At 54.8% G+C, this 26,184-nt stretch carries 21 protein-coding genes; 7 read left to right on the top strand and 14 right to left on the bottom strand.

The annotated features are described in order from the left end of the window. Window positions 1–377: 377 nt before the first annotated feature. The 5 genes from DYY88_RS06975 to cysC form a co-directional block, all read right to left on the bottom strand. Entirely contained in the window at window positions 378–1,577 is a 1,200-nt protein-coding gene (locus DYY88_RS06975; protein ID WP_039726151.1) for a lipase family protein, read from the bottom strand. A gap of 20 nt (window positions 1,578–1,597) precedes the next feature. Next, a complete protein-coding gene (locus tag DYY88_RS06970; protein WP_052456676.1) occupies window positions 1,598–2,449 on the bottom strand; it encodes a hypothetical protein in 852 nt (283 codons plus the stop codon). A gap of 454 nt (window positions 2,450–2,903) precedes the next feature. Then, window positions 2,904–3,680, bottom strand: a complete 777-nt coding sequence (gene fabI, locus DYY88_RS06965) for an enoyl-ACP reductase FabI (RefSeq protein WP_039729616.1) — start codon at window positions 3,678–3,680, stop codon at window positions 2,904–2,906. Continuing rightward, window positions 3,674–3,814 (bottom strand): hypothetical protein, encoded by a 141-nt coding sequence (locus tag DYY88_RS24020; RefSeq protein WP_160299525.1) that lies wholly within the window; start codon window positions 3,812–3,814, stop codon window positions 3,674–3,676. Before DYY88_RS24020 ends, fabI begins: the two co-directional genes overlap by 7 nt. Window positions 3,815–3,873: 59 nt before the next feature. After that, window positions 3,874–4,419, bottom strand: a complete 546-nt coding sequence (gene cysC / locus DYY88_RS06960; RefSeq protein ID WP_039726150.1) for an adenylyl-sulfate kinase — start codon at window positions 4,417–4,419, stop codon at window positions 3,874–3,876. A 459-nt stretch (window positions 4,420–4,878) separates the two neighbouring features. Between cysC and purF the strand changes: the two genes are divergently transcribed. The 3 genes from purF to DYY88_RS06945 all read left to right on the top strand — a co-directional run bounded on the left by purF (window position 4,879) and on the right by DYY88_RS06945 (window position 7,544). Continuing rightward, entirely contained in the window at window positions 4,879–6,399 is a 1,521-nt protein-coding gene (purF, locus tag DYY88_RS06955) for an amidophosphoribosyltransferase (protein WP_039726149.1), read from the top strand. 162 nt (window positions 6,400–6,561) lie between these two features. Continuing rightward, window positions 6,562–6,828 carry a hypothetical protein gene (locus DYY88_RS06950; RefSeq protein ID WP_039726148.1) on the top strand — a complete coding sequence of 89 codons (267 nt, stop codon included), beginning with the start codon at window positions 6,562–6,564 and terminating at the stop codon, window positions 6,826–6,828. Window positions 6,829–6,872: 44 nt separating this feature from the next. Beyond that, complete coding sequence (locus DYY88_RS06945) at window positions 6,873–7,544, top strand: Pr6Pr family membrane protein (protein ID WP_044151114.1); 672 nt, start codon at window positions 6,873–6,875, stop codon at window positions 7,542–7,544. Window positions 7,545–7,667: 123 nt separating this feature from the next. Here the strand turns inward: DYY88_RS06945 and dnaN are convergent, their stop codons facing one another. From dnaN to DYY88_RS06930, 3 genes are all read right to left on the bottom strand, one after another. Next, window positions 7,668–8,807, bottom strand: a complete 1,140-nt coding sequence (gene dnaN / locus DYY88_RS06940; protein ID WP_039726147.1) for a DNA polymerase III subunit beta — start codon at window positions 8,805–8,807, stop codon at window positions 7,668–7,670. A 517-nt stretch (window positions 8,808–9,324) separates the two neighbouring features. Further along, window positions 9,325–10,707, bottom strand: a complete 1,383-nt coding sequence (dnaA, locus tag DYY88_RS06935; RefSeq protein WP_039726146.1) for a chromosomal replication initiator protein DnaA — start codon at window positions 10,705–10,707, stop codon at window positions 9,325–9,327. Beyond that, complete coding sequence (locus DYY88_RS06930; RefSeq protein ID WP_130199340.1) at window positions 10,668–10,856, bottom strand: hypothetical protein; 189 nt, start codon at window positions 10,854–10,856, stop codon at window positions 10,668–10,670. Before DYY88_RS06930 ends, dnaA begins: the two co-directional genes overlap by 40 nt. A 480-nt stretch (window positions 10,857–11,336) precedes the next feature. On the opposite strand from DYY88_RS06930, the gene DYY88_RS06925 reads away from it, so the two are divergent. Then, entirely contained in the window at window positions 11,337–13,925 is a 2,589-nt protein-coding gene (locus tag DYY88_RS06925) for a bifunctional diguanylate cyclase/phosphodiesterase (RefSeq protein ID WP_160299524.1), read from the top strand. Here DYY88_RS06925 and DYY88_RS06920 read toward each other — a convergent pair. Further along, window positions 13,903–15,231, bottom strand: coding sequence for a cytochrome P450 (locus tag DYY88_RS06920; RefSeq protein WP_039729611.1), 1,329 nt, complete (start codon window positions 15,229–15,231; stop codon window positions 13,903–13,905). The genes DYY88_RS06925 and DYY88_RS06920 overlap by 23 nt on opposite strands. Before the next feature lie 283 nt (window positions 15,232–15,514). On the opposite strand from DYY88_RS06920, the gene DYY88_RS06915 reads away from it, so the two are divergent. After that, window positions 15,515–16,471 carry an RpoD/SigA family RNA polymerase sigma factor gene (locus DYY88_RS06915; RefSeq protein ID WP_039726144.1) on the top strand — a complete coding sequence of 319 codons (957 nt, stop codon included), beginning with the start codon at window positions 15,515–15,517 and terminating at the stop codon, window positions 16,469–16,471. Window positions 16,472–16,600: 129 nt separating this feature from the next. On the opposite strand, the gene DYY88_RS06910 is transcribed toward DYY88_RS06915, so the two are convergent. Further along, window positions 16,601–17,350: a creatininase family protein gene (locus tag DYY88_RS06910; protein WP_039726143.1), complete on the bottom strand. Its 750-nt coding sequence runs from the start codon at window positions 17,348–17,350 to the stop codon at window positions 16,601–16,603. 210 nt (window positions 17,351–17,560) lie between these two features. Then, window positions 17,561–17,959: a response regulator gene (locus tag DYY88_RS06905; RefSeq protein ID WP_039726142.1), complete on the bottom strand. Its 399-nt coding sequence runs from the start codon at window positions 17,957–17,959 to the stop codon at window positions 17,561–17,563. A 220-nt stretch (window positions 17,960–18,179) separates the two neighbouring features. On the opposite strand from DYY88_RS06905, the gene gyrA reads away from it, so the two are divergent. Continuing rightward, entirely contained in the window at window positions 18,180–20,723 is a 2,544-nt protein-coding gene (gyrA, locus tag DYY88_RS06900) for a DNA gyrase subunit A (protein ID WP_039726141.1), read from the top strand. 79 nt (window positions 20,724–20,802) lie between these two features. Continuing rightward, window positions 20,803–22,089 (top strand): ABC transporter ATP-binding protein, encoded by a 1,287-nt coding sequence (locus DYY88_RS06895; RefSeq protein ID WP_039729609.1) that lies wholly within the window; start codon window positions 20,803–20,805, stop codon window positions 22,087–22,089. Between the two features lie 69 nt (window positions 22,090–22,158). Here the strand turns inward: DYY88_RS06895 and DYY88_RS06890 are convergent, their stop codons facing one another. The 3 genes from DYY88_RS06890 to DYY88_RS06880 form a co-directional block, all read right to left on the bottom strand. Next, a complete protein-coding gene (locus tag DYY88_RS06890) occupies window positions 22,159–22,725 on the bottom strand; it encodes an REP-associated tyrosine transposase (protein ID WP_039726140.1) in 567 nt (188 codons plus the stop codon). A 93-nt stretch (window positions 22,726–22,818) separates the two neighbouring features. After that, a complete protein-coding gene (locus DYY88_RS06885; RefSeq protein WP_044151113.1) occupies window positions 22,819–23,907 on the bottom strand; it encodes an aromatic ring-hydroxylating dioxygenase subunit alpha in 1,089 nt (362 codons plus the stop codon). A gap of 65 nt (window positions 23,908–23,972) precedes the next feature. Further along, window positions 23,973–25,931, bottom strand: coding sequence for an FAD-dependent oxidoreductase (locus DYY88_RS06880; RefSeq protein ID WP_039726138.1), 1,959 nt, complete (start codon window positions 25,929–25,931; stop codon window positions 23,973–23,975). Window positions 25,932–26,184: the final 253 nt, after the last annotated feature.

Here is a 26,184-nt window from a genome sequence, read left to right as displayed (position 1 = left end):
AATTCTAAACAGACCCCACCAAGCCCACTCTCTCTGTGGACTTAGTGAAGGTCTCGCAAACAAATTAGAGAATGTCTAACTTGCTATCTGAACCAGGCTCATCGCCAGCATGTTGATTCAGATAATGGGCTTTAGCCTCTAGCTACTCCCCTTCAATATTCTAAAAAGTAGCACAAAAAGACGTCTAAATACTCAAATAAAACTGCGCTGAACGCCCAATTCCAGAAATTTTGAGGACGCAATTTTCATTATGAATTCATTTTTGAAAACAACTGACTGGCGGAAATGAAAGAGTCATCAAAAATGAATAGGCGCGATCGCACTTACGCATTTTGTAGCCCTGGCCTCAAGCAATTCTCAACGCATTGTCCAAACCCCTATGCCGTGACATCACCAACGCCACTACTAGGAAAGTTGCGCGACTGATTCGTTTCCACTTCTGCATTCACCGCCCGCCGATAGGTATCAACAATGTGGTTGGGCAAAATATCGCCCCCCTGACTAAGAAACGACCACTCTTCACCCACATGCACAAACTCTGCCCGCAGCTTCGTTGGCGGCATCGTGGGAATCGGGTCGGCCAAATTGGTAATCCGAAACGTATTCGGCAAAATTTGAGCGTAACTGTTTACAAAGTCAGGATTGCCCACTCGCGGACTGGCATACACATAAACCTGCAATTGCGGTTGTAACTCCGGCACTGCCAAAGCAATATCAAGGGCAAGCAGCGTCGCCAGCGCAGACCCCAAGCTGTGCCCCGATATATAGCAGGGTTTATTGGGATTAATTTGCTTGACTGCATCCACCGCCAGCGGATTAATGATGCCATCAGCAATGCGACGAAAGCCCGTATGTATGCGACCCAGTGACTCCCCTGTTTGGGGATTAATATAATCTTCCTGAACCGCGTAAATGTTACCGACCCATTCAGCCGTGCGCTGGGTTCCTCGAAAAACGAGAATACTCTCCTCCTCCGATTCCAACAGAAAGCCAAAGAACACATCGATTTTGCGACCGACTTTGACCGCTGCTGTGACCCCCGAGCGAATGACATCTTCTGTTTGCGCCAAATTGTCCTCTAGCGCGGTGGGGTCGTTTAGCAAGGTCGGGTCATCAATGACCTCTTGAGGGACTTGAATTTCGATACTGTCATTGACCTGCCGCTCCTGCCCTCGAAAGGAGGTGACGAGGCGATATTTGTCTAAACTCGAGTCGTAATCAAACAACTGCTGCAAGCTACCGTCATAGCTGGGATCATTGCGCCCGGTGATGTACTGCTGCGTTGCCAACCGACTCAGCAATATCAAGCGTTTCGACATTTCGCGGTTGTACGGAATCGGCGGCGGGGGAAAAACAGCGGAAGCTTGAATGGCCTGAAACTCTTCGACCATCTGGGTGTCACCCGTCACCGCCGCTTGGATAATGTCATCGGGATCGTAAAACTGCGCCGCGTAGGTATCAATCAACTCTTGGCGAGCTTCTGCCCGCTGACGACGCACAAACTCAGTGCCAAATGTGGCCGCCGTCCCCGCAGCGACTCCCCCCAACAAAAATTGACGACGCTTAAATTTATCCATGACGTTCTCTCCTGGGGGCCTCAGCTGGTCGATTTATCTGTCGAGATTAAGTTGGGAAAGGCGCGTTTGAGAGCGCTGAAATCTGGGCGCTTGGGACTTGCATAAAACTGATTGACGGCTTGCCCCACCAGCCAGGTGGCCGTGGCAAATCCGGCGGCTTTGGCAAAGGCATCAGCATAGGGCACCACGACCCCTAAACCAATCATGATGCCCCACACGATGAGACCCGCGACTCCGGCCCACAAAATGCCAAACGCGCTGCCCATTGTCACCAACATGCCCTGCCCTTGCGGTTGTCCCCATCGCTGGCGTATATCCCAGGTCATTTTGAGGATGAGGGCCAGCACAATCACCAATTTGATTTCGAGGGTACCGCCCCCAGTGAGTGGCACTAACCCGACAATCGCCGCCCCCATGGCATAGTCAAAAATCATGCGGCGAATTTCGCCTTCTCGACCAATCAGCGAAGCCATGCCCGATAAGGCAGAGTCGGCAAAATTATCTGATGACGCATGAATAAGGGGTTGTTTTTCTAAGGCTTGTGCCATTTCTGGAGAGAGCGCAAAGGCGGTCTTCATCTCACCCAGCACCTTGGCCTCTTGCGGGTCAATGCCTTTAGAGCGGGCGATCGCAAAGGCACCCCGATAAACTTGCTGTTGCAGTTCTGGGGCCTGGATCTGACTCAGTTGCTGAGCAATATCCGCAGAAGTGGATAAAAGTTTTTCAGGCGTCACCCCTGCCGGTAGCGGTTGGAAGGAGTTAATCGCCGCCAAAAACGCTTCAAACTCCAGAGGCGTTGGGTCACCATTCAAGTTGGCTACCGCAGCCAGCACCTCTAGACAGGCTATTTTTTCAGCAAGAGAATCAGACATAGGCCAGAAATAAACGCTGATGCCATCAAATCATAAGGTCAACGTAGATCAGCGTATGCTGAAGCAAACCTTGAGATTCAGCCCGAGCCTGAAATCAGCCACAAGTTCGGCGGGATCGCCACCCAAAAGGGTGAGCGCTGGTCTAGCAATCTGCAGTCAGATGCTGAAAGCCCAAAAGCTTAAAGCATGGGAATTAAACCTAAGTGTGGACAGCCGTCTCGGCTGTCTCGGGGCAGGCAAGATGCCCTGCTCAACCAGACTTGGATTTCATAAAATCTTGCTTCCTAATCTCCTCATTTTTTGCCAAAGCGATGAACGGAGCTATAGGAGAGGGTCGAAAGGTGCAAAGTGTAAGGTTTACGGAACGTCTTCACCGCAGGCCGTGCAGCCCCCGAGCATGACCTGACCTGATTAATGACAACTTGCATTCCACAGGCACACGTCGATGAGCACTCTACATGCCCATGATGTTGTAGCCCGAATCCACATAGAGAATTTGCCCGGTCACACCGCTCGATAAATCGCTACACAAAAACGCGGCAGCCTTACCGACTTCTTCTTGGGTCACCGTGCGGCGCAGGGGGGCGATCTCTTCCACATGATGAATCATGTCTAAAATGCCGCCTACCGCCGACGATGCCAACGTCCGAATCGGCCCCGCCGAAATGCCATTGACGCGAATGTTGCTCGCGCCCATCTCTGACGCCAAGTAGCGCACATTCATTTCCAACGCGGCCTTAGCAATGCCCATGACGTTGTAGTTCGGCACGACTCGCACACCACCCAGATAGGTCAGCGTGACAATACTGCCCCCCTCGGTCATCAAAGGCTTGGCCGCATTGGCTAGGCTCACTAATGAATACGCACTGATATCCAGCGCGGTTTGAAACCCCTGTCGCGATGTGGCGCTAAAATCGCCCATCAAGTCGTCGCGGTTGGCAAAAGCAAGACAGTGCACCAGAATGTCAACCTTGCCCCACTTTTCCTTCACCGCCTGAAAGGTCTCTGCCACTTGCTCATCGTTCTGGACATTGCAAGGCAAAAACAACGATGGGTTCAACGGCTCTACGAGATCTTTGACCTTTCTCTCCATCTTGCCTTTTTCATCTGGCAAGTAGGTGACGCCCAAATCGGCCCCGGCAGCGTGGAGCTGTTGCGCGATGCCCCAAGCGATCGAACGATTGTTGGCAATGCCGGTAACGAGGGCGGTTTTTCCAGTGAGATCTAGCATGACAAATTCAATAAGAGCCATCTAGGAGAATACTCAAAACCGGGGACGTCTGGATAGTCCCCAATCGCGGATGACTGGATAGCGATCGCATTCTCGCCCGCGCCGCGATCGCCACTAAAAAGGAGAGCCCACATTTGGGCTCCCCTCCAGTGATTCCAGATCACAGTGAATACAAGGCAGCTGTCACTCTCGCTTAAGCCGGCACTCCTGCAGGTAAATACCCCATTTCTTCGAGTTTGGCGATGACCTTATCGACGCTTTCATCCAAGCTCTCTTTGTGGGTTTCACAGTTCACCTCGGGATTAGCCGGGGGTTCATAGGGGTCATCAATGCCGGTGAACTGCTTGATCTCGCCTGCCCGCGCCTTTTTATAAAGCCCTTTCACATCGCGCGATTCGCAAACCTCAAGGGGCGCACTGACATAAACTTCCATAAAATCGCCGATCGTGGCGCGCACTTCTTCGCGCACGGCCCGGTAAGGCGAAATGGCCGACACTAAAACGATCACGCCATTGCGCGTGAGCAAATGGGAGACAAACCCGATCCGACGAATATTGGTGTCGCGGTCTTCTTTGCTGAAGCCGAGTCCTTTGGTTAAGTTGGTGCGGACAATATCGCCGTCGAGCACTTCGAGCTTGCACTGGCGATCGCGCAAACGCTGCGCCAAGGCTTCGGTAATCGTACTTTTACCGGCTCCGCTTAACCCCGTTAACCAAACGGTTACGCCACGATGTTCCATGTTGTGTTTCGTCTCCTAACAATATGAATAATTGAACTGGTTATCACCAGCAAACTACCTGATTTTGCATTCTTTCCAGTATGCCCTGTGTTCCCCAGCGGAGAATCACTCGGCAACGCAGATGGGGCGATCGCCGCCGTGTTAGCGCTCGAACACACTCCCGCTGATCCCTAGCCCAGAGCACCGTCTGGCAGCCCCAACGATCGCCCAGTTAGCATGGCTAAGGGGCCAATCTGCAAGAGTCTTGAGCAGGCGTTACCGTTGTAAATGATGCAACCAAACTGGTTTAAGATTGCATTAAGTTTGGAGAAAGAATCAAAGATTTTTTCTCCGCAGATCGCAAGTCCGAGATCTTATTATGGGAGTTGAGTGCGTTTTGGGGCACCTTGTGCTAGCGCCCTCGTTGCGAATCTACTGTCTGTCAATCTGTCTAGTCTTAACTCGGAGCCACCATTCAATATGACTTTGCGATCGCCCTCTCCAGCGGATCCCCTTGCTCCGCTCACGACCGAGGTCTCTCGCCCCGATAAGCCCGAAGAGGCTTGCGGTGTGTTTGGGGTATATGCTCCGACCGAAGATGTCGCTACATTAACTTATTTTGGTTTGTTTGCCCTGCAACATCGCGGCCAAGAATCGGCTGGCATTGCCACCTTTGACCAGGGTGAGCTGCACAGCTACAAGCATATGGGCTTGGTCTCGCAGGTATTTGATGATGGCAAGCTCAAATCTTTGCCCGGCGACTATGCCGTTGGGCATACGCGGTATTCCACGACGGGGTCGAGTCATTTAGCCAACGCCCAACCCGCGATCGCACCGACCAAATTTGGCGAAATTGCCTTAGCCCACAACGGCAATGTGGTGAACGCCGCCAACCTCAAAGCTGAATTGCACGAAAGCGGCTACGACTTTGTCAGCACCGCTGATACAGAAATGATTGCCTATGCCATGGCCGAGGCGGTCGATGCCGGACAAGGCTGGCTCAATGGCGCAGTGTCCGCTTTTAAGCGCTGTCAAGGAGCTTTTAGCCTTGTGATCGGCACCCCAGCCGGCATCATTGGCGCTCGTGACTCCCATGGCATTCGCCCCTTGGTATTGGGCATTTTGGGCGATGAACCGACTCAAGATGGGGGACCTGCGAATTACGTCTTGTCCTCTGAAACCTGTGGCCTCGATATTATTGGGGCGCATTATGTGCGCGACATCCAACCGGGAGAACTCGTGTGGATCACCGAGTCGGGCATCACCTCAATGCAATGGGATACCGAAGCCGAGCGCAAACTCTGTGTCTTTGAGATGATCTATTTTTCGCGCCCTGATAGCGTTGTCAACGAAGAAACGCTGTACACCTATCGCATGCGGCTGGGCGAAGAATTGGCCCGCGAATCACCGGCCGATGTGGATTTAATCATGGCCGTCCCCGATTCTGGCGTACCGGCGGCGATCGGGTTTTCCAAAGAGTCTCATATTCCCTATGCCGAGGGCCTGATTAAAAACCGCTACGTGGGCCGTACGTTCATTCAGCCGACTCAGTCGATGCGCGAAGTGGGCATTCGTATGAAGCTCAATCCGCTCAAGGATGTGTTGAATGGTCAGCGGGTGCTGATTGTGGATGACTCCATTGTGCGCGGCACCACCAGCTACAAAATCGTGAAAGCCTTACGAGAGGCGGGTGCCACGGAAGTGCACATGCGCATTTCATCGCCCCCTGTGACGCATCCCTGTTTCTTTGGCATTGATACCGACAACCAAGATCAACTCATTGCCGCCAATCTATCAGTCGAAGAAATTGCGGCAAAAATTGGGGTTGATTCCCTAGCCTACCTCAGTTGGGAGGGGATGCTCAAAACCACTCATCAAGATCCCAATAGTTTCTGCTCAGCTTGCTTTACGGGCAACTATCCGGTCGAGATTCCCGATCCTTACAAGCGATCAAAACTCAAGTTTGAGACGGCCATGCCGTCCCCGGTTGCGCCTGTGTAGTCATTGACGACGCGGCTCAACTGAGGCTTGGTCAACGCTGTGTACTCCCAATCCCAAAGCCCGGCATGAGTCGTCGGGCTGGTTGAAGCGATCGCTCAAATTGAAGACCGTTTCATCGCTGTTTAAGATAAAGACTGATTAATTCCAGATTGTTGACTCGCCATGGCCAAGCCTAAACATACTCAAGCTCATCTCTCCCGTACCGTTCCTAAAAACCAATCGGAATTTTTCAAGCAACGGACCCGTGATTCCATGACCTATTACATGGGAGCCAAACTGATTGAAGTGGGCGTGAACCCCAAAAACACCATCTATCGCTGGAAAACGGAAATAGATGGCGGCAATGAAATCATCACCGTCAGCGCTTATTGGGGCGAAACTCGGGAAAAAATTGAGGCCGAAGAGCGGGCCGCTGGCGGTGAAGCGTAACGTGCTTCAAGCAGCACAGAACGCATAATATTGCCTGAATCAATATGGGTCCCTCATTTGCGATGCGTCAATATGCCAAAATCGCCGCGATCGCGAGCTGGATCACGATCATGCTGCGCTTTTATTTGGCGATCGACACAAGCTTGAGTGATGGCACGGGCATCGGTTCTGGCATCGTGAGTTTCTTTAGCTATTTCACGGTACTCACTAACATTCTCGTAGCTCTGGCATTCACAGCAGGGAGCATAGAACTGAACCGCCCCCACCCACAATTGGTTACACGGCTTTTGCGGCAACCCAGTACCGTCACCGCGATCGCGGTTTATATCACGATTGTGGCTGCCGTCTATCACATCCTCTTAAGCCACCTTTGGGATCCGCAGGGGCTGACCAAGATAGTAGACGTGATGCTACATTCCGTCATGCCCGCTGCTTATCTGATCTACTGGTGGTTAGGCGTGCCCAAGCGATCGCTCCGGTGGCGCGGGGCGTTGGTATGGCTGATGTATCCTGTCGGGTACTCGGTCTACACGCTGCTCTTAGGCGCTGTGCGCAATAAATATCCTTATCCGTTCTCTGATGTGAATGCTTTGGGGTATGCCCGCGTGCTGTTAAATTCCCTGAGCATGTTTGCGTTGTTTGCGATCGTCTCGCTCGTATTCATTAGTGTGGGCCGCCTGCAAACCAGGCCAGACAAGTCATCTCGCTCGACCTAAGGCATGGATGAGAGCACTCAGCCTGACCAGGACAACGTGAGATGAATTGACAGTCCACGCTGAGAGAATAGAGATCTCGAGGTGCTGAGCATCTGGGCGGCTTGCCCCAGACACCTAAGCCCATTAAGAGCGGATTTGGACGGGCATGACGAGGTAGGTCATCTGCATCTCGCCGAGGGGAACGAAGATGGAGGGGCTGGTGGCGGTGTTGCACTGCAGCTGCACTTCGGTGGTGCCCAGAGCTTTGAGGCCATCCAGCAGATAACGGACATTAAAGGCAATGTCGAGGTCATCGCCGGAAATTTGGGCGGCGACGACTTCGCGACCGCTGCCGACTTCCTGCGCTTCCACCGAGACCGCCACCGACTGCTGCTTTGAGTCCAGAGACAGTTTCACAATGTTGTTTTTCTGATCAGCCAGGACGGCGATGCGTTCTAGGGCATCCATCAGCAACTTGCGATCGATCGTCACCTGCCGCTCAAACTGCTTAGGAATGAGCTGACGATAGTTGGGGTATTGCCCTTCGAGTAGGCGCGTGGTGAGGCGCTGATCGCCGAGCTCAAAAATGACTTGAGTGCGATCGAACTTGAGGGCAATGGGTTCCGAAGACGTGTAGGTTTGCAGCATCCGCTCCAAATCGCGCAGGGCTTTAGCGGGGACCGTGACATCCATCTTGGCGTCAGTATCAGCTGGGTCACCCGATTCATCACTGGTTTTCACCACCGCGAGTCGGTGGCCATCGGTGGCGGCAAACTCTAGCGTTTCTGGCTCCGCCAGGAGATGGACGCCGGTGAGCACCTGTTTGCTCTCATCGGCGCTGGTGGCAAAGAGCGAGCCTTTGAGTCCTTCGAGTAGGGCCTCGATCGAGAGTTCGGCGGCTTGACCATCTTCAATGACGGGCAAGCTGGGATAATCTTCAGCACTCAGGCCCCGCACCTCATATTCGCCCGACGAGCTGGTAATGGTCACTGCCGCGTCTGCCTGAGTCTCTTGAATGACGATGTCTTCCGCTGGCAGCCGCGCAATGATGCTTTCAAACAGTTTGGCTGGCAGAGTCAGTTCACCGGGTTCTTCCACCGTTGCTTTAAAGGAGGTTTGAATCCCCATCGTTTCATCAAACCCGATGAGCGTCACTTGTTGATTAGCTTCATCCACTTTGATCAGGACGTTGCTCAGCACAGGTTTGCTCGGTCGGGCAGGGACGACTCGTCCGACTAAGGAAAGATGAGTATTCAGTTCACTTTGGGGACAAACGAATTTCATAGGGTGTTTCTAGAAAAACTGGAGTGGATTGATCACAGGGTTTTGCGGAACTGGATCGTCCTCAAGCTGGACGGATGCCTATCGTATCACCCTGGCTTTTCCCCATCGTCAAGTGGGCTCTATCGGTCTTTTTAAATCAAATTTTTCTTATAGCCGCATTAGTAGGACTTGCGGATTTTGTGGATAAATTGGGGATCGCTTACCCGGTGAGGCTTTGGTCGTCCCCAATCTTGTGGAGAACTTGTGGAGAGTTCGGGCTGTTTTCCACATCCCTTATGTAGCCTGATTCTTTTCCCCATAGTCTCCAAAAAGGGGAGGGTTTTTCAGGAAAGTTTTCCACATGCTTGATGGAGTTTTCCACATAAACTTATGGGGAATTTTCATATTTTGTTACATATGGTAGGTGCGGCGTTAGTGCGGACTTGCTGGAGCGATCAATCTTTATTTATTTAGATCAAAAAATCCCGACAGAAGCACTGCCGGGACCCGGAACATGACTAACCGTATGGATAAGTGACTATTCGGCAGTGTTGATGCGATCGCTGACGTCGCGCACGGTTTGATTGAACTGGGGATCTTTTTTGATCTGCTTGGTGATTTTGTCGCAGCTATAGATCACGGTGGTGTGGTCTTTGCCGCCAAAAATGGCCCCAATCTTGGGCAGGCTCAGACTCGTGTGTTGACGCATGAGATACATGCCAATTTGTCGGGCCAGGCTGATTTCCCGCTTGCGAGAGCTGCCTTTGAGGTCGTCTTCGGAGACGCTGAAGACTTCCGAAATGACTTTGAGCACCGTCTCGGGGGAGACCTCGACTTTTTCGCTGGCGGTGGCGCTGAGTACTGGCATCAGGTTTTCTACCGTCATGGGCAGGCCGGAGATGGAAGTGTAGGCGATCGCGCGAATCAGCGCCCCTTCCAATTCTCGAATGTTGGAGGTGTAAGTAGAGGCAATGTATTCAATTACGGCGCGAGGCAAGCGCACATTTTCGTACTCGGCTTTTTTTTGCAAAATCGCCATCCGGGTTTCGTAATCGGGAGGCTGAATATCGGCGATCAAGCCCATGGAAAAGCGCGACACCAGGCGATCTTGCAGGCGCGGCATTTGGTTGGGCGGGCGATCGCTGGCCAGCACAATTTGTTTGCCCGACTCGTGCAGGGTGTTGAAAGTGTGGAAAAACTCTTCTTGGGTGTATTCTTTGCCCTCAATGAACTGGATGTCATCGACGAGCAGCACGTCTGTTTGGCGATAGTGGTCGCGAAAGCTCTGCATACTGTCTTTGCGAATGGCCGTGATCAGGTCATTGGTGAACTGTTCCGTCGAGACGTAAGCGATGCGAGCTGAGGCGGCGATTTCGAGCCGATAGTGGCCGATGGATTGCATTAGGTGGGTTTTGCCCAAACCGACCCCGCCACAAAGAAACAGGGGATTGAACTCCCGGCCAGGGGCCTCGGCAACCGCGAGGGCAGCGGCGTGGGCCATGCGGTTGTTAGCCCCAACGACAAACCGCGAAAAGATGGCCTTGGGGTTCAAACTGGCTTCGCGATCGCTGGTGCCGTCATCGGTATCTGCTGCGGGTGGGGGCGGTGCCGGGACTGGCCAGGTTAAATCTGCCGCCGGGATGCCGTCCAGCGCAGCACCGTTACCTTCGGGGCTTTCCACCACAAACTGCACTTCGACCGGGCGACCCACAATATTTTTCACCACGGTGGCGATCGTGCTCAGGTAATGCTTATGCAACCAGTTACGCGCAAACGGGTTAGGGGTTGAAATGATGAGGGTTTGTTCGGACAGGGTTTGGGGGCGGGCGGGCTTGATCCAGGTTTCAAAGGTGGGGCGGCTGAGTTGTTCTTGCAGTTCGTCTAAGACTTGTTGCCAAATGCCGTCAAGCGCTTGTTCCACACTGTACCTCCAAGAGTTGCCGCTGCTGCTGTTGCCGGAAACTGAAACGATGTTGCGTGACCGGAGGCGATCGCGCTGAACCTGATGACAAACGGGTTGCTAGTGCTGAACGACAGCGATCGCGGCACAAGGTACGGAAAAGTCGTCATGAGCAGTACGCATGAGTTTAGGCACGGCAATTGTCTAAGTGAAAGAACGGGGTGCGGACTCGCTAGACCAATCGGGACTACCGACTTGGACTTACTAGAGTACCCGATCTTCTGCCGCCGATGGGCGAGAATTTGAGAGATTCGATGAAAGATTGAAGACTCTGAAGAGAGCGTGAAAGCGGGCGCTGGCACCTGATGAACCGCTACATCTAGGGGACTTATGGAATTGGTCAGCACTTGTGAATAGTGGAGTATCAATGGCGAGTGAGCGCCAATGTGATGGCGGGTGGAACCGAGGCTAATAAGTTTTCAAACGAAGTTGGCGTGGGTGTGCAGCCGTGGGCACGTTAAGGCCGATGGAGTTGGCAAAACATATGGTTGAGTATGACTGCAACGGTGCGCAAGCTCGCTGAAAGCCGAAATACCGATAGGAGAGCCTGACTCAAACGTTTGTCAGGCAGGGGTGATGTGCGGAAATTCTTGACTCTGAGACCGCTGAGCTTGTCGTTGCGATCGCTATTAATTGTGCCGTTTGTCATTCAACTGGTGCTGGCGATCGCTCTGACGGGATATTTGTCGGTGCGCAGTGGTGAGCTTGCCGTGAACCAGGTGGCGCAGGATCTCCGTACAGAAATTACGACCCACATTGTTGACCAGCTCAGGGCCTATCTCGCCGAGCCGCATCAGATCAATCAACTGAATGTGCGGGCGATCGCTCAGGGCAACTTGCCGCTGGGGGATTGGGAGGCCACTGAACAGTATTTTTTGCAGCAGCTGCAAGACTTTAAGTATGTGGACTCGATTTATTACGGGTCAGTCAGTGGTGAATTTAGTGGGGCGTTGAGGCAGCCGGAGGGAGCCCACCCGCTCCAAGTGATGCACGTGCGATCGCAAACCCCGCAACTGCTCCAGTTCTGGGAGGTTAATGAGGCGGGGACGCCTACCCGGCTGGTGACCGAAGCCCCCAATTTTGAGGTCACCCAGCGCCCTTGGTTTCAAGAGGCGGTGGCCCAAGGCCAACCCAGCTGGGGCAATATTTTTACGTATCATGCCTTTCCGGCGATGGCGATTCCGGCGATGACCCCGGTGTTTAACGCGCAAGGGGCATTGCAAGGGGTGGTCGCCAACAACTTTTTTTTGAGTCAGGTCAGCGATTTTCTCAAGACGCTCAAAATTGGGCAAACGGGTCAGGCGTTTATCCTCGACCGTCAGGGGTTACTGGTGGCGAGTTCATCGCTGCCCCAACCCTTTTGGGTCAAGCATGGCAAAGCGGAGCGGATGTTAGCCAGCGAGGCTCCCACTGCCGTTTTGCAAGCAGCGGTGGCGGCCATGCAGCGCCAAGACAGCGATTTGGTGCGCCAAGGGGCGGCGCAGACGGTTGGTTTTACCGCTGATCGTGCCCACTATTTTTTGCAGGTTACGGCCTTTCAAGACGACTACGGGCTGGATTGGCTGATCGGCGTGATTTTGCCGGATACCGATTTCCTGGGGCCGCTGTATGCCTACCGCAGCAACATCATTCTGCTGTCAATCGGGGCGTTGCTGATTTCGCTCATGGTGGGGTTCTACACTTCGCGGTGGATTGCCGGGCCGGTGCAGTATCTCCGGCGGGCGGCCAGACGTTTGGCGGCGGGCAATTTTCATCAACGGTTGCCGCAGAGCGGTATTCAAGAGCTTGACGATTTGACGCTGTCGTTTGAAGGCATGGCTCAGCAACTGCAAACGTCGTTTGAAACGTTGCAGCAGCAGGCATTGCATGATGGACTGACCCAGCTGCCCAGCCGCAATGCCCTGGTGACCGAAATGCAGCGGCGGCTAGTGCGGGCTGAGCAGGATGTGGATTTCCAGTTTGCGGTGTTCTTTATCGATTTGGATAATTTCAAGTTAATCAACGACAGTCTGGGGCATCTGGTGGGCGATCGCCTGTTGGTCGAAGTGGCCCAGCGATTCCGAGCGGCCTTGCCTTATCCGGCCTTTGTCAGTCGCTTTGGGGGCGATGAATTTGTGGTGATGACGGGGGCGGTGGCGGCGATCGATGAGGCGCTGGACCTGGCCGATCGCCTATTGCAGATAATGCAAGCACCGGTAGCCATTGGCGATCGCGACATTTACGTCACGATGAGTGTCGGCATTGTCTTCAGCACGATGCAGCTCAATAGTGTGGAGGAATGCCTGCGAAAAGCGGATATTGCTTTGTACAAGGCTAAAGAACGGGGCAAGGCCCGCTATGAGGTATTTGTGCAGGAAATGCACGCCACCGTTGAGCAACGCTGGCAAATTGAAACGGCCCTGCGGCAAAGTCTTGAGGCCCAGCAACTGGCGATCGCCTACCAGCCGGTCACGCAGCTGAGCTCGGGCGACATGATCGGGTTTGAAGCCCTCTGTCGCTGGCACCACCCACAACTCGGTCCCGTATCCCCCGAAATTTTTATTCCCATTGCGGAAGAGACCGGATTGATTGTGGCGCTGGAACGGTGGTTACTGCATCAAGCCTGTGCCCAGATGCAGCACTGGCAGCAGCAATTTCCGGCGCTGCCCCTCGCGTTTATGAGTGTCAATATTTCCCCAGTGCATGTGATGCATCCAACCTTTGTGGCAGACATTCATCAAGTGCTGCAAGCGACTCATCTGGCCCCTGCGGCCTTGAAACTAGAAGTCACTGAGAGCCTAATGATGCATAACCCCGGTGTGGCCCGAGAGCGCCTGCAGCAGGTGCGGGCGTTTGGAGTGCAGCTCAGCTTGGATGACTTTGGCACCGGCTATTCGTCCCTCAGCTATTTACATCAGTTTCCTTTCAATACCCTCAAGATTGATCAATCCTTTGTGCACCAGCTCCGAGCGACGCCCCACGATACGGGGATTGTGCGGGCCATTATTGCCATGGCTCACAGTCTCAACATTCAAACCATTGCGGAAGGGATTGAAACGGCGGACGAGGCGGCGTTGTTGGCGCAACTCGGTAGCCATTATGGTCAGGGCTACTACTTTGCCCGACCCGGCAGCGCGGATGACATGACGCGACGGTTAACCGCAGCAGCGCAGCGGTCTAGCGATCGCTCATCGCAGTAAAGCGCACCTTGAGATTGTCGCGGGGATGCGGAGTCGGGACGGTGACCAAGCTCAAGTCCTGATCGGGCAAGAGCTCCCAGGTGTAATGGCGGAGCAGATGCACGGCAAACAGTTTCATTTCTAAGCGGGCAAATTCTTTGCCCAAGCATTCGCGAATGCCGCCGCCAAAGGGAATGTAACTATACTTGGCGCGACTCGCCTCGTCGGCAAAGCGATCGGGCTGAAAGGTATCGGCGGCTGGATATACGTCAGGATTGAGATGGGTCTGATTGATTTCGTACAGCACAGTCCACCCGGCAGGGATTTGGTAGCCGTTTAGCTCACAGGTTTGCAAGACGGTGCGAAAGCCGCCGCCCACTGGGGGCACCAGCCGCAACACTTCGCGCAGCACCTGATCGAGATAAGTCATCTGCTTCAAGGTTTCTAAGGTCAGGGGGGCTTCAGCAAAGGCAGCTTGCTCGGCTCGCAATTTGTCCCAGACTGTGGGATTTTGCGCAATGAGCAGGCAGTAAGAGGCGATCGCCGAGGTTAGCGTTTCATGCCCCGCAAACAACAGCAGCAAAATCTGATCCTTCAATTCCTCCAGACTCAGCCCTTGTCCATCATCGTCCCGCGCTTGAATCAGTAGGCTCAACGCATCCTGCCCTGGCTCGGAGGCTTGTTGTCGCGTCACAATGGTTTGTTCGATCTCATCCAACAGCAGTTGACGACAGCGTTTGGCTTTGCCAAACCGCGTCCACGGCAGCGCCAGCGGAATCGAAAATAGCCCTTCGCACCAGGTTTCAAATAGCTGGCCCAAGCGAGTTTGTGAACCCTGGTCGAGTCCTACCAGTAGCTTGCAGGCCACATCTAAGGTGTAGTTGCGCAGTTCGGGATACCAGGTGAGATTTCCCTGGGCGGCCCAGCGATCGCTATATTGCGCCGTGATCGTTTGCACCGCGTCGATATATCCCGACAGGGCCCGTGGCATGAAGGCTTGGGCCAGTAACTTGCGCCGATTTTGATGGACGTTGCCCGTTTGCAGCGCGAGCGAGAGGGGTCCCAATAGGGCACGGGTACTGGGCGGCCAGGTCACTTGAAAGTATTGGTTTTCGTGGCTGAAGACGAACTGATTAGCAGCATGGTCCTTGACGAAGACGGTGGGGTTGCCCAGCAGCCGCGTTTTGAAAATGGCACCGTATTTTTGATGCTTTTTGACCGCGTAGTTGCGATCGCGAAAAAAGCTTAAAGTTTCGCCAATTACGGGCAACCCAAACTCACCAGGGGGCACCGGTGACGGGGTAGCAGATGGTTGGGATGCACTCATAAACAGAACCGCGAGAGTCGTTGCCTCTAACTGTACCGATGATTGGACTGGGTGAGCAGAGGTCAGGCGATCGTTGGTTTGCAAAGCCTGGCTCCAGTGGTTAACTTCAAGCTGGGACTCTCCCCAACACCAACTGTGTAAACTTCATGACATTGGCGGCAATAGAGCATCACGCCATTTTCAGAATTCGGCCTCCAGCGGCAATATCCTTCTCAGGAACGATGTTTCATTGTGAAGTTTTGTGGATTATGGATATAACTGCCAAAAACTCACTACAAGCTCTATGCCCAGCAAAAAATCTTCTGACGCTGTTTATTCTTATTTGAAATCGATTGGTCGTGTGCCTCTACTCACCCACGAAGAAGAAATTCAGTTGGGTAAACAGGTGCAGCAAATGATGCCGTTTGAGGTCATTTTTGAAGAGCTGACCGAGACTTTGCAACGCGAACCTTCCATGCAAGAGTGGGCTGAGCAAGCACAGGTGGATGTGGCTCATCTGAAACAGGTGGTGCGAGCAGGTCAGCGTGCCAAGTATAAGATGATTGAGGCTAACCTCCGCTTAGTAGTCTCGATCGCCAAAAAGTACACCGATCGCAATTTGGATCTGCTTGATCTGATTCAAGAGGGTTCCATTGGTCTGAATCGCGCTGTCGAAAAGTTCGATCCTGCCAAAGGCTACCGTTTTAGTACCTACGCTTATTGGTGGATTCGCCAGGCCATGACGCGGGCGATCGCTGAAAAGAGTCGCGTTGTCCGCCTTCCCATTCACGTGACTGAGACGCTCAACAAGATCAAAAAAGCGCAACGCCAAATTACTCAGCAACAAGGCCGGACGGCCACGATTGAAGAGGTCGCCGAACAGCTTGACCTGACGCCCAAGCGGGTGCGCGATTGTATGCGCCTATCGCGACGCCCTCTGTCGTTGGAGCTGCGAGTCGGTGACAATCAGGATACCGAGCTTGCCGATTTGTTAGAGGCTGACGGTGACTCTCCCGAGGATTTTGCCACTGAGCGGGCGCTGAAGTCAGATCTGCGCGATTTGATTGCCGCATTGACTCCGCAGCAGCAAGAAGTGCTAACCCTGCGCTTTGGTTTGCAAGATGGCAATCCGCTATCGCTGGAGAAAGTGGGGCGACGCTTGAACGTTAGCCGTGAGCGAGTGCGTCAACTGCAAAAGCAAGCTATCAGCAAGTTGCGACAGCACCGCAGCGAACTCCGCGAATATTTGGCAGCAGTGTAACGCTTGTCTTGCTGCCCCATCGCGGCGCAAGCCCTGGGGTGCAGTCCCAGATTTAATTTCGCAAATCAGACTGATAGCAGCGCTCTCATGGATGGGCGCTGCTTTTTTGTGTTGGGTACCGCGATCGCCTTACTCGGCGGCGAGAAATTGCAGATAGTCACTGCTGAGTTCTTTGACAGCGGCTTCGTACAAGCGCTGACCGTGCTCGGGGGTGGCGAGGGCGGGGTTAGAGCCCATGCGGCCATCGGGATAATGCTGGCGAAAATCGGTGGCGCTGTAGATGGGGTAGCCCGACGGGGCGATTTGCGGGTTCAGTTCGGCCTGTTTGATGTGGTCAGGATAGGCGAATTGGGTCAGGGCGACTTCGCTGGGGGTGGCGTGGGAGCCTTCTTGGTGGCCGTAGAGTTCCTTCGCGATCGCATACACCGAGCGCGCCATGTACCAGTTCGCGACCTTGCATCGTACCCGTCCTGAATTTTCCAGCCCTAGATCGGCCAGATGGGCATACGTTTCTGAGAAAGCGGCCTTGAGTGTCGCCACATTGCCACCGTGCCCGTTAATGAAAAAGAACCGCTCAAACCCATAGCGGGCTAGCGGTTTTACATAGTCTTGAATCAGCGCGATGAGCGTACTGGGTCGCAGACTCATGCTGCCAGGAAAGGCGGTGTGGTGCAGCGCCATGCCCACGTTAATGGTGGGGCCAATCACGGCTCCGGTTTCTTCGCCCACGCCCCGCGCCACGGTTTCTGCGCAAATGGCATCAGTGCCGATGAGCCCCGTGGGGCCATGCTGCTCGGTCGAGCCAATGGGAAAAATAATGCCCTGCGAAGTTTGCAGGTAGGCTTCGATTTCGGGCCAGGTGGAGAGGTGGAGTTGCATGGGGACAGGGCGGCAGGATGTGAGGGTAGCAGAGTGTGAGGGTAATTTCCTCAAGACCTCAAGGTTGCTGTCGGGGTGAGGCACTGCCTCACCCCGACGATCAGGAAGGCTCTTTAAATCACCTTTGTAGGGGCAGCGTCAGTTCTCGGTGTCAGCCAGAGCAGTTAACAAAAAGCTCGTGAATACTTGCGAAATAGTACAAGTATACTGTTATGATTGCGGCATCAGGGCCGAAATGTCATCAATAAACTTTTGATGGTCAATCACGGGTTTGCTGATGTAGCCATCGGCTCCGCTTTGGGCAAGGAAATTTTCGCGATCGCCCTGCATGGCGTGGGCGGTGACCAAAATGACGGGGAGGTCAGCGGTGACCGGATCGGCTTTTAGCATTTGGGTGATTTTGATGCCATCGACGGGCTTGCCCTCAAACAGACTGTGCGATAAGGAGACATCCATCAAAATGATATCGGCTTGGCGATCGCGTGCGATTTCCATCACCTCGGCCACATCTTCCGTGTGTTTAACGTCAAAACCGCCCCGTTTTGACAAAATCTTCGAAAACACACGGGCGTTAATCATGTCATCTTCGACAATGAGAACGGTCTTCATGGTACTTCCTTTAACGGCGTCAGCCTCAGAGCGGGGTCAAATCTTGCTACATTGCCCAGTGTGAATCATCACGCAATCAAGGCATGAATTAATCCTAGCTGCAAGATATTGCAAACTGGCGACATTTGCCTTTACCTTACAGCATTGTTAGTGCCTGTATTGTTAGGCCCAATGCAGGCTGAACAATCTATTAATTCCCAATTTCAGAGGACCGGGATTCATGGCGGATCAACTCAACATACTTTCATCTGGGCAGGTCGTGCCGACCCCTCTGCATACTGAGGTGCAGCGCTCCTATCTGGAATACGCCATGAGTGTCATCGTCGGGCGGGCCTTACCCGATGTGCGCGACGGGCTGAAACCCGTGCATCGTCGCATTCTCTACGCCATGTACGAGTTGGGCTTGAGCCCCGATCGCCCCTTTCGTAAATGCGCCCGCGTGGTGGGGGATGTGCTGGGTAAATATCACCCCCACGGTGACCAGGCGGTGTATGACGCCCTGGTGCGCATGGTGCAGGATTTTTCCAGTCGGTACCCGTTGCTGGCGGGGCACGGCAACTTTGGCTCGGTGGACAACGACCCCCCGGCGGCGATGCGTTATACCGAGACGCGCTTGGCCGCCGTCAGTTTTGAGTCGCTGTTGGACAACATTGGCGAGGCGACGGTCGATTTTATCGACAACTTTGACAACTCGCAGCAAGAGCCGATTGTGCTCCCGGCGCAATTGCCGAACCTGTTACTGAATGGCTCGTCGGGCATTGCGGTGGGCATGGCGACCAACATTCCGCCCCACAATCTGGGAGAGGTAGTAGATGGGTTGATTGCGCTGATCGATCGCCCCACCCTCTCTGATGAGCGGTTATTTGAGCTGATCCCTGGCCCGGACTTTCCCACTGGGGGTGAAATCATTGATGCCAAAGGGGTGCAGGATGCCTACCGTACCGGACGCGGCAGCATTCCCGTGCGGGGCATCACCCAACTGGAGGAGGTGCGACCCGGTCGCGGACGACAGCGACGGACGGCGATTATCGTGACGGAGCTGCCGTATCAGGTCAACAAAGCGGGGTGGATTGAGAAGGTCGCCGACCTGGTCAACAACGGTCGCTTAGAGGGCATTGCCGACATTCGGGATGAGAGCGATCGCGAGGGGATGCGCGTCGTCATCGAACTCAAGCGCGAAACGCAGCCGGAAGTGGTGCTCAGTGCGCTGTATCGCCAAACCCAGTTGCAGCATAACTTTGGGGCGATCATGCTGGCTCTGGACAATGGTCAGCCGCAGCAGATGTCGTTGCGAGAGATGCTGAACGCGTTTCTCAACTTTCGCGAGCAAACGCTGGTGCGCCAGTATCGGTATGACCTGGAAAAGACAGAAAACCGCCTGCACATCGTGGAGGGCTTGATTCGGGCGCTGGAAAATCTGGATCAGCTGATTGACATCCTCCGTCATGCGCCGGATGGCACCACGGCTAAGGTGTCGCTGGGAGAGGCCTTCGAGTTAAGCGATCGCCAGTGTGATGCCATTCTCGCCATGCCGTTGCGGCGGTTGACGGGGTTGGAACGGCAGAATCTGCAAACGGAATATGACGAACTCACCGCCCATCGGGATGAACTGTTGCGGTTGCTGAACGATCGCAATGAGTTGCTGAAGGCGCTGAAGAAAGAGCTGCGATCGCTGAAGAAAAAGTTCGGTGATGAGCGGCGTACTCGCATTCAAAGTGAGGCAGAACGTCAGGAAGAAACCGAGCAATTGGCAGAAATTCTCGCGGAACACAAAGAAGAAGACGTTGTGCTGGAATTTAGCCAAAAGGGCTATGTGCGCCGCTCCACCACTCGCGCCTATCAGCGCCGACAGGCCCGTCAAAATGACCGCGATCGCCAGGAATTCCAAGAAGAAGAAGATCCGACGTTGCAGACAGAGGCGGCGAATACTGCCGAAGAGTTGCTGGTGCTGACCCGCGACGGCAAGGCTTTCACCCTCACTGTGGGCGAGATTCCCCAAACGTCGCGTCAGTCTAAAGGGGTGCCGCTGGTCAACCTGTTGCCCAATTCGGCGGGTAGCGACCCGGAGGCGATCGCCACCCATCTGGTGCTCACAGAAGCCGCACTGACCCACGATTTGGTGTTGTTGACCCGGCTTGGCAAAATTAAGCGGGTGCCGCTGTCAGATTTTCAAAATCTGACGGGGCGGGGCCTCACCGCTGTCAAGTTGAAAAAAGGCGACGAACTGGCGTTTATCACGTTGGTGCAGGCCGACGAAGAACTGGCGATCGCCACGTCGGGGGGACGATTGATTCGGTTTGCGGTGAATGATGAGAACTTACCCGTGATGGGCCGCACCGCCCAGGGGCCACAAGCGCTGCGCCTGCGCAAACAAGAGAGCATTGTGGGCTGTGTCCGCATTCAGCAAGCGGATGATTGTGTGTTGATGGTGTCGGCGGCGGGTTTTGCCAAACGACTGCCCATTGGCGGCATTCACCTGGGGGCGCGGGGCGGCATTGGTACTCAGGCGTTCTTGTTCAAGCAAAAGACGGATCATCTGGTGGCGATCGCCCCCAGTCCCCTCAATGGGGAAATGACGGTGGTGACCTCCCAGACCCGCTGTGCGCAAATTCCCATTGATACGATTCCCCGCCAGGGCCGCGACACCCCGACCAATTATCGCCTGAGCAAATTTGCCAAAGGTGAAAGAATTGAGACCGTTACGCTGACCGCCTTGGTTGATAATGAGACCAATACGGCCAGCGATGACGATTCTGAAGAGTAGTTGCTGCTAGCCAACCCCTGCCGGACTCTCTGGTTCCGGATTGGCACATCGATCAAGATTCGTGGAGGAGCCATCCACCGTGGCGCAGGTTGTCCTAGAAAATTTGTACAAAACCTTTGTGGGGCAAAGTCGGGCGCAGTCGAGTGAGGACGGCGAAACGGCGGCGGAACAGGCCGTGCTGCGGCGCATCAATCTGAAAGTGCCGGATGGCGAATTTATGGTGCTGGTGGGGCCGTCGGGCTGCGGCAAAAGCACCCTGCTGCGCTTGATTTCGGGGTTGGAAGAAATTACGGCGGGCAATATTTGGGTGGGCGATCGCCAGGTGAACCAACTGCCGCCCAAGCAGCGGGACATTGCCATGGTGTTCCAAAGTTATGCGCTGTATCCGCACCTGACGGTGTACGACAATCTCGCGTTTGGTCTGCGACGCATGGGGGGTAGTCGCGCCCAGCTCTTAGCCGAGCCGAGTGATGCCCCTGTGAATGCGGAACTCGACGCCAATCAGCAATTGCAACAAGCGCTGGCCAACCGCACCCGTTGGCAAACGGCCCTCTCTGGCGCGACGCGACGCCTGCCCAAAGGATTGCGGTATTTGGCTCCAGCGGACAAGCTGATCGATCAGCGGGTGCGATCGGTCGCCCAAATGCTGCAAATTGATAGTTTGCTGAACCGCTTGCCCCGTCAGCTCTCGGGGGGGCAAAAGCAGCGAGTGGCGTTGGGACGGGCGATCGCCCGCAATCCCCAGGTCTTTTTGATGGATGAGCCGCTGTCGAACTTGGACGCCAAGCTGCGCACGGAAACCCGTGCCCAAATTGTGAACCTGCAACGGCAACTGGGCATCACCACCATTTACGTCACCCACGACCAGGTGGAAGCAATGACCATGGGCGATCGCATCGCGGTGATGAATGCCGGACAAATTCAGCAGTGCTCGACCCCGCTGGAACTGTATCGCCGTCCCGCCAACCGCTTTGTGGCCGCCTTTATTGGCTCGCCGCCGATGAACTTTTTGCCGGTGCAAGTTCAGGCCCCGCTGCTGGTGTCTCATCCGGACTTTCGCCTGACCCTGCCTGGTGAGTGGGAAGACACCCTGAAACCCTACGACGGTCAAGCCGCCATTCTCGGCGTGCGTCCCGAACATTTCACCCTCAGCTCTCCCGCGCCCAAAAACCTGCAAGTCCACGTCCGCCGCATTGAAGCGTTGGGCAGTGAAACTTATTTGGCGGTGCAGTTTGGGGCAGACACTCTGCAAGTCCGGGTGGAGCCCGATCGCACTTTTGAGATTGGGGAAGAGCTGTGGTTGGCGATCGCCCCGGACAAAGTCCACCTCTTCGACGCCACCACCGATACCGCCCTCTTTCCCTAAAAACAAGGGAACGCACCCTTTCAGCCTCCAGGGGACGCACCCTTTCAAAGGGTGCGTCCCCTTTGCCCCTTAATCAAACATCAAGTGCTGGATGGAGCGATCGGGCGGACTGTCCTGCTCGACGAATTGCCGATAGGTGGTGACGGAACCCGCCTGTGCCAGCACGGCTTCCCGTTGCGGTAAAGTGCCCGCCCGCAGCTCGACATAGTCTACATAGCTTGAAAACTCCCACTCGGCGGGATGCGCCACCAGCCCCGCTTTCACGGGATTGAGGTGAATGTAGCGCGTCAAGTGCAGCAAATAGTCATCGCGATCGACGGGCAAGGTCTGAAACCGCCCCTGAAACAGACTGCCGCAGCAATCGTAGCGGCGGTTGATGGCGTTGGTGTAGGACAGGGTGAGGCGTCGCATGGCGGCGTCGAGGTCGGCGGCTCGCAAGTAAATCAAAAAGTGGTAGTGATTGGGCATGAGGCAGTAAGCGACGACGTGAACCGTGGCGGTGGCGACGTAATGGCGAAACTGCTGCAAAAAGAACAGATAGTTGGCCCGCTCAAAGAAGATAATTTGCCGATTGTTGCCGCGATTGTAGAGGTGGTAGTAGTGGCCGGGGCTCACGGCTCGCGGGCGTCTGGGCATGGTGGTGCAACCTGAGAAGTCTCCATGGTCAGCATGCCCACTTCCTTAAGGGGATGCACCCAGGGGACGCACCCTTTCAAAGGGTGCGTCCCCTTAATCTTGCTGAGCTTGCTGGCGAATTAGCTTTTGTACGTTGATCAGGGCACGATTCAGCTCTGGGCCTTTGTAGTCAGGATTTTTGAGATAGGCGACCTGCTCTTGTTCCAGCATCAGCACATCTTGCTTCACGAGACCGGCGAGTAGCCCCTGCGCTGCATTAAACAAGCGATTTTTGACAAAGCGACGAAAGGCCATGGGCAATTTGTGCAGCCGATGGAACCGCTTGAGTGACGTGAAATGGATCAGGTAGGCGCGGGTGTGGGTGGGGCTAATGGGGCAAAAGAGGCAGCAGATTTTGAAATCTTGCCCCAGAGTCGAGACCCAGTGGGGATAGACATAACTGACGCGCAACTCTTCAGGGTGCAGCTGACGCAGGGCCGGGATAAAGAGCTGGGAGACCGACCAAATTTTGTCGATGCGGTAGTAGCTCTGGGCGTTGTAGAGCACATCGACCCGCTGGTCGGTCGCTTCTAAGGTGTCGAGCACAGGATTAGCCCAGGCTTGCAGGTCGTCGTGCAAGCGCCCGTGGTACATGTCCATCAAGTTTTCGATGAGAAATGAGTAATGGGACTCCACATCGATGACGGTAAAGCTGGCGATGTAGTTGATGTGCTCCCACTCCGGCAGGCCCATCGGTTGAATGTTCTCCCGTTCGAGCTGATCGCGATCGCCAGGAAATAGCCACACAAACCCATTCAAATCTTGAACAGGATAGGTTTTGAGCTGACAACTCGGCAGCTTTTGATGGTCGGCCAGGTAAGGAACGTGGCTGCACTGCCCCGCTGCGTCAAAGCGCCAGCCGTGATAAATGCATTCCAGCTCGCCATCGGTGACTTCGCCCTCGCTGAGCTTGACCTGGCGATGAGGACAGCGATCTTCCAGTGCTTGAATGTGCCCTTCGGTATCGCGATACAGCACGATCGCTTCCCCCCAAAAGGTGGCGCCCAGCGGTTGGTCGGTGACTTCTGCCGATCGCGCGACCACGTACCAATGGTTGGGGTTGGGACCGAGCGATCGCACATCTTGGCGACCACCCGCCGCAACCGTCAGATCAGCACCAGATTGAGAGGGCAAAGCAACCATGGGGGAGGGGACTCCTCAGCACGAGTACGACGAGAACAGCAAACGGTTGGAGCAAATTCTACCAGCTAGATTTTGAGCACGCCTTCGGGATTCACTGACAAAATGGGACGACGCTGGGCGCCCTCTTGTTGCAACACGGCGTTGGCCGCCAGCAGACCGCTGCTCACCGCCCGTTCCATCAGGCCGCAAGGGAAGGGCATCTTGACCCAGTCGCCCGCGAACAGCAGATTGGAAGCAGCGGTGGTGGTTTCGGGGCGATCGCCATAGCTGCCGGGGGGAAAGCCCGCAAAGTTTTTCTGATTCACCAGTTGCTTGTGCAGCAGCGTGGCGTCTTTCAACGTCGGGACAATCTCGAATAGTTCGGACTGGAAGGTGTCGAGCAACGCTTGCTGGGTGGGAAATTCCTTTTCCTTGTAGCAGTAGGCATGGAGTTCGACGACGCTGCCCCCAGTGCGCTCGGCCCAGTCAATGTAGTCTTCTTGAATGCGGTGATACAGCGTGATGCTGTCCGTCAAGCGATAGCCCGAGAGGGAGGTGAACCAGCTATGCTCCCAGTCAAAGTCGCGATCGAACCAGAACCGCCCCACCGCAAAGGGATCGGCCACCTGCAACTGCTCGACTTGACGGGACACCGTCGGCTCCACCTGACCTTGAGAAAGGGACATCAAGTGTTTGATGCCGGGAATATCGGCGGCCAGCACAAAGTAATCGGCGTCTACTGTAGTGTCGGTGGCTCCCCCCGTGGCAGGCGCTTGGGCCAAGAGCTGAATTTGGTCCCCCTGGCGATCGACCACCCGATAGCGGGTGAGATTTTCACGGGCAGGCCCCCCGAGGACCTCGCCGTCCTGGGCATACACGGCCCCGTGGCAGGGACAGGCGTAGCCACCGTCGGTACTAACTTGCACCGTTTTTTGCACGGTGCAGCCCTGGTGGGTGCAGGTGAGAGATAGCGCTTCTTGGGTGCCAGGCTGGTGACTGAAGACGCGATCGCCCGCCCCAAAGTATTCCATCTCGTCGGTGCTCAGCAGCGGATTGCGATCGACCCAAAAGGCCACCGGGTTTGCCGCCACCGAGCCCTGGTGGTAAGTCACTTGGTGAATGTTGTGGTCTTGCCAGCCGAGTTGGCTCACGGTAGCACCAGTAATCACCTGACCACCATTGTCTTCAATGGCCGCCACGATGGGATCGACGAGGCTGCGGCCCATGTCCTGGCAGGTGCCATTAAAAGCGAGCCCTTCCGGATTGCCAAAGAAATAGAAGTGGAAGAACTGCATCAGTTCCCCCGCACTCATCACATCCGGTGCATTCAGGCTGGACTTGGCAAAGGGCAAAAAATAGAGGTCGTAGAGCCCTTGGGGGAAGTCTTCCTTGACCCATTCCGCGACGGACATTTGGTCGAGGCGGTCAAAACTCTGGGGCGTGCGGAAGCCAGTGATTTCTCGAAAGACTTCCAAATGCTTGAGCTTGGCGAGGTTGATGCCCCACTTCAAGCGATTCGGTGAATTAATGGCCAGATCCACCACATTCCACGGAAAGGCCGAGTGGCTGGGACGAAAGACTTCGGGCTGATAGCCGTCTTTGTAGACGACCGAATAATAGTCGAGGGATTTAAAATTTTGCCGAATCTGGAGTTCTTCGACCAGGCCAAACAGGTTGTAATACTGCGGAAAAAAGCCGTGAAAGCCATGCTCCATCATGAAGTGGTCGTCGCCGACTTGGATCGGCCAACTCGCGATTTTGCCGCCGAGTTGGGGCGATCGCTCCAATAAAGTGACCCGCACCCCCCGCTGGCTCAGCTCATAGGCGGCTGCGAGGCCCGCCAAGCCTCCACCAATCACCACTGCCTTGAGGTCGCGACCGGGTTGGCGTGGCAAGGCCAAACGATCTTGATGATGGATGGTGGGTTGCGGTTTGCTAAATCGAGAGTAGCCGACACCAGCGGCTAACGTACCAAATCCGAACAGTTTGAGCACACTACGACGGGAGAGCGCCTGTAGAGACGAAAGTTCCGGGAGTGAGGACATGTATTCCGCAATCAGTAGACAAAGGGGTGTTTGGTCGGGTCGCTAGAGGCCGGGTTTGGCCATGGCGATACCGTATAGACAGTCGCCCAACCATGGACAAAACGATGAGTCTCTAGGGATTTCTTAAACACATGGGGTAAATCTTAACAACAGTCACTCAACTTTTGGTAAGAATTTGGTCCCCTGCCCCAGGCTGGAACAATGATCCTTCCTTATCAATGGCGAAGGTGCCACGACGTCTCGGACATCGTCG

This window comes from Leptolyngbya iicbica LK, from assembly GCF_004212215.1.
In the GTDB taxonomy this organism is placed as follows: Bacteria; Cyanobacteriota; Cyanobacteriia; order Phormidesmidales; family Phormidesmidaceae; genus Halomicronema; species Halomicronema iicbica.
This window is presented reverse-complemented; position numbering and strand designations above follow the sequence as displayed.

Coding starts and splice junctions, on each gene's coding strand:
- DYY88_RS06975 (WP_039726151.1), bottom strand. CDS start 1,577: ATGGATAAATTTAAGCGTCGTCAATTTTTGTTGGGGGGAGTCGCTGCG.
- DYY88_RS06970 (WP_052456676.1), bottom strand. CDS start 2,449: ATGTCTGATTCTCTTGCTGAAAAAATAGCCTGTCTAGAGGTGCTGGCT.
- fabI (WP_039729616.1), bottom strand. CDS start 3,680: ATGCTAGATCTCACTGGAAAAACCGCCCTCGTTACCGGCATTGCCAAC.
- DYY88_RS24020 (WP_160299525.1), bottom strand. CDS start 3,814: ATGTGGGCTCTCCTTTTTAGTGGCGATCGCGGCGCGGGCGAGAATGCG.
- cysC (WP_039726150.1), bottom strand. CDS start 4,419: ATGGAACATCGTGGCGTAACCGTTTGGTTAACGGGGTTAAGCGGAGCC.
- purF (WP_039726149.1), top strand. CDS start 4,879: ATGACTTTGCGATCGCCCTCTCCAGCGGATCCCCTTGCTCCGCTCACG.
- DYY88_RS06950 (WP_039726148.1), top strand. CDS start 6,562: ATGGCCAAGCCTAAACATACTCAAGCTCATCTCTCCCGTACCGTTCCT.
- DYY88_RS06945 (WP_044151114.1), top strand. CDS start 6,873: ATGGGTCCCTCATTTGCGATGCGTCAATATGCCAAAATCGCCGCGATC.
- dnaN (WP_039726147.1), bottom strand. CDS start 8,807: ATGAAATTCGTTTGTCCCCAAAGTGAACTGAATACTCATCTTTCCTTA.
- DYY88_RS06930 (WP_130199340.1), bottom strand. CDS start 10,856: ATGACGACTTTTCCGTACCTTGTGCCGCGATCGCTGTCGTTCAGCACT.
- DYY88_RS06920 (WP_039729611.1), bottom strand. CDS start 15,231: ATGAGTGCATCCCAACCATCTGCTACCCCGTCACCGGTGCCCCCTGGT.
- DYY88_RS06915 (WP_039726144.1), top strand. CDS start 15,515: ATGCCCAGCAAAAAATCTTCTGACGCTGTTTATTCTTATTTGAAATCG.
- DYY88_RS06910 (WP_039726143.1), bottom strand. CDS start 17,350: ATGCAACTCCACCTCTCCACCTGGCCCGAAATCGAAGCCTACCTGCAA.
- DYY88_RS06905 (WP_039726142.1), bottom strand. CDS start 17,959: ATGAAGACCGTTCTCATTGTCGAAGATGACATGATTAACGCCCGTGTG.
- gyrA (WP_039726141.1), top strand. CDS start 18,180: ATGGCGGATCAACTCAACATACTTTCATCTGGGCAGGTCGTGCCGACC.
- DYY88_RS06890 (WP_039726140.1), bottom strand. CDS start 22,725: ATGCCCAGACGCCCGCGAGCCGTGAGCCCCGGCCACTACTACCACCTC.
- DYY88_RS06885 (WP_044151113.1), bottom strand. CDS start 23,907: ATGGTTGCTTTGCCCTCTCAATCTGGTGCTGATCTGACGGTTGCGGCG.
- DYY88_RS06880 (WP_039726138.1), bottom strand. CDS start 25,931: ATGTCCTCACTCCCGGAACTTTCGTCTCTACAGGCGCTCTCCCGTCGT.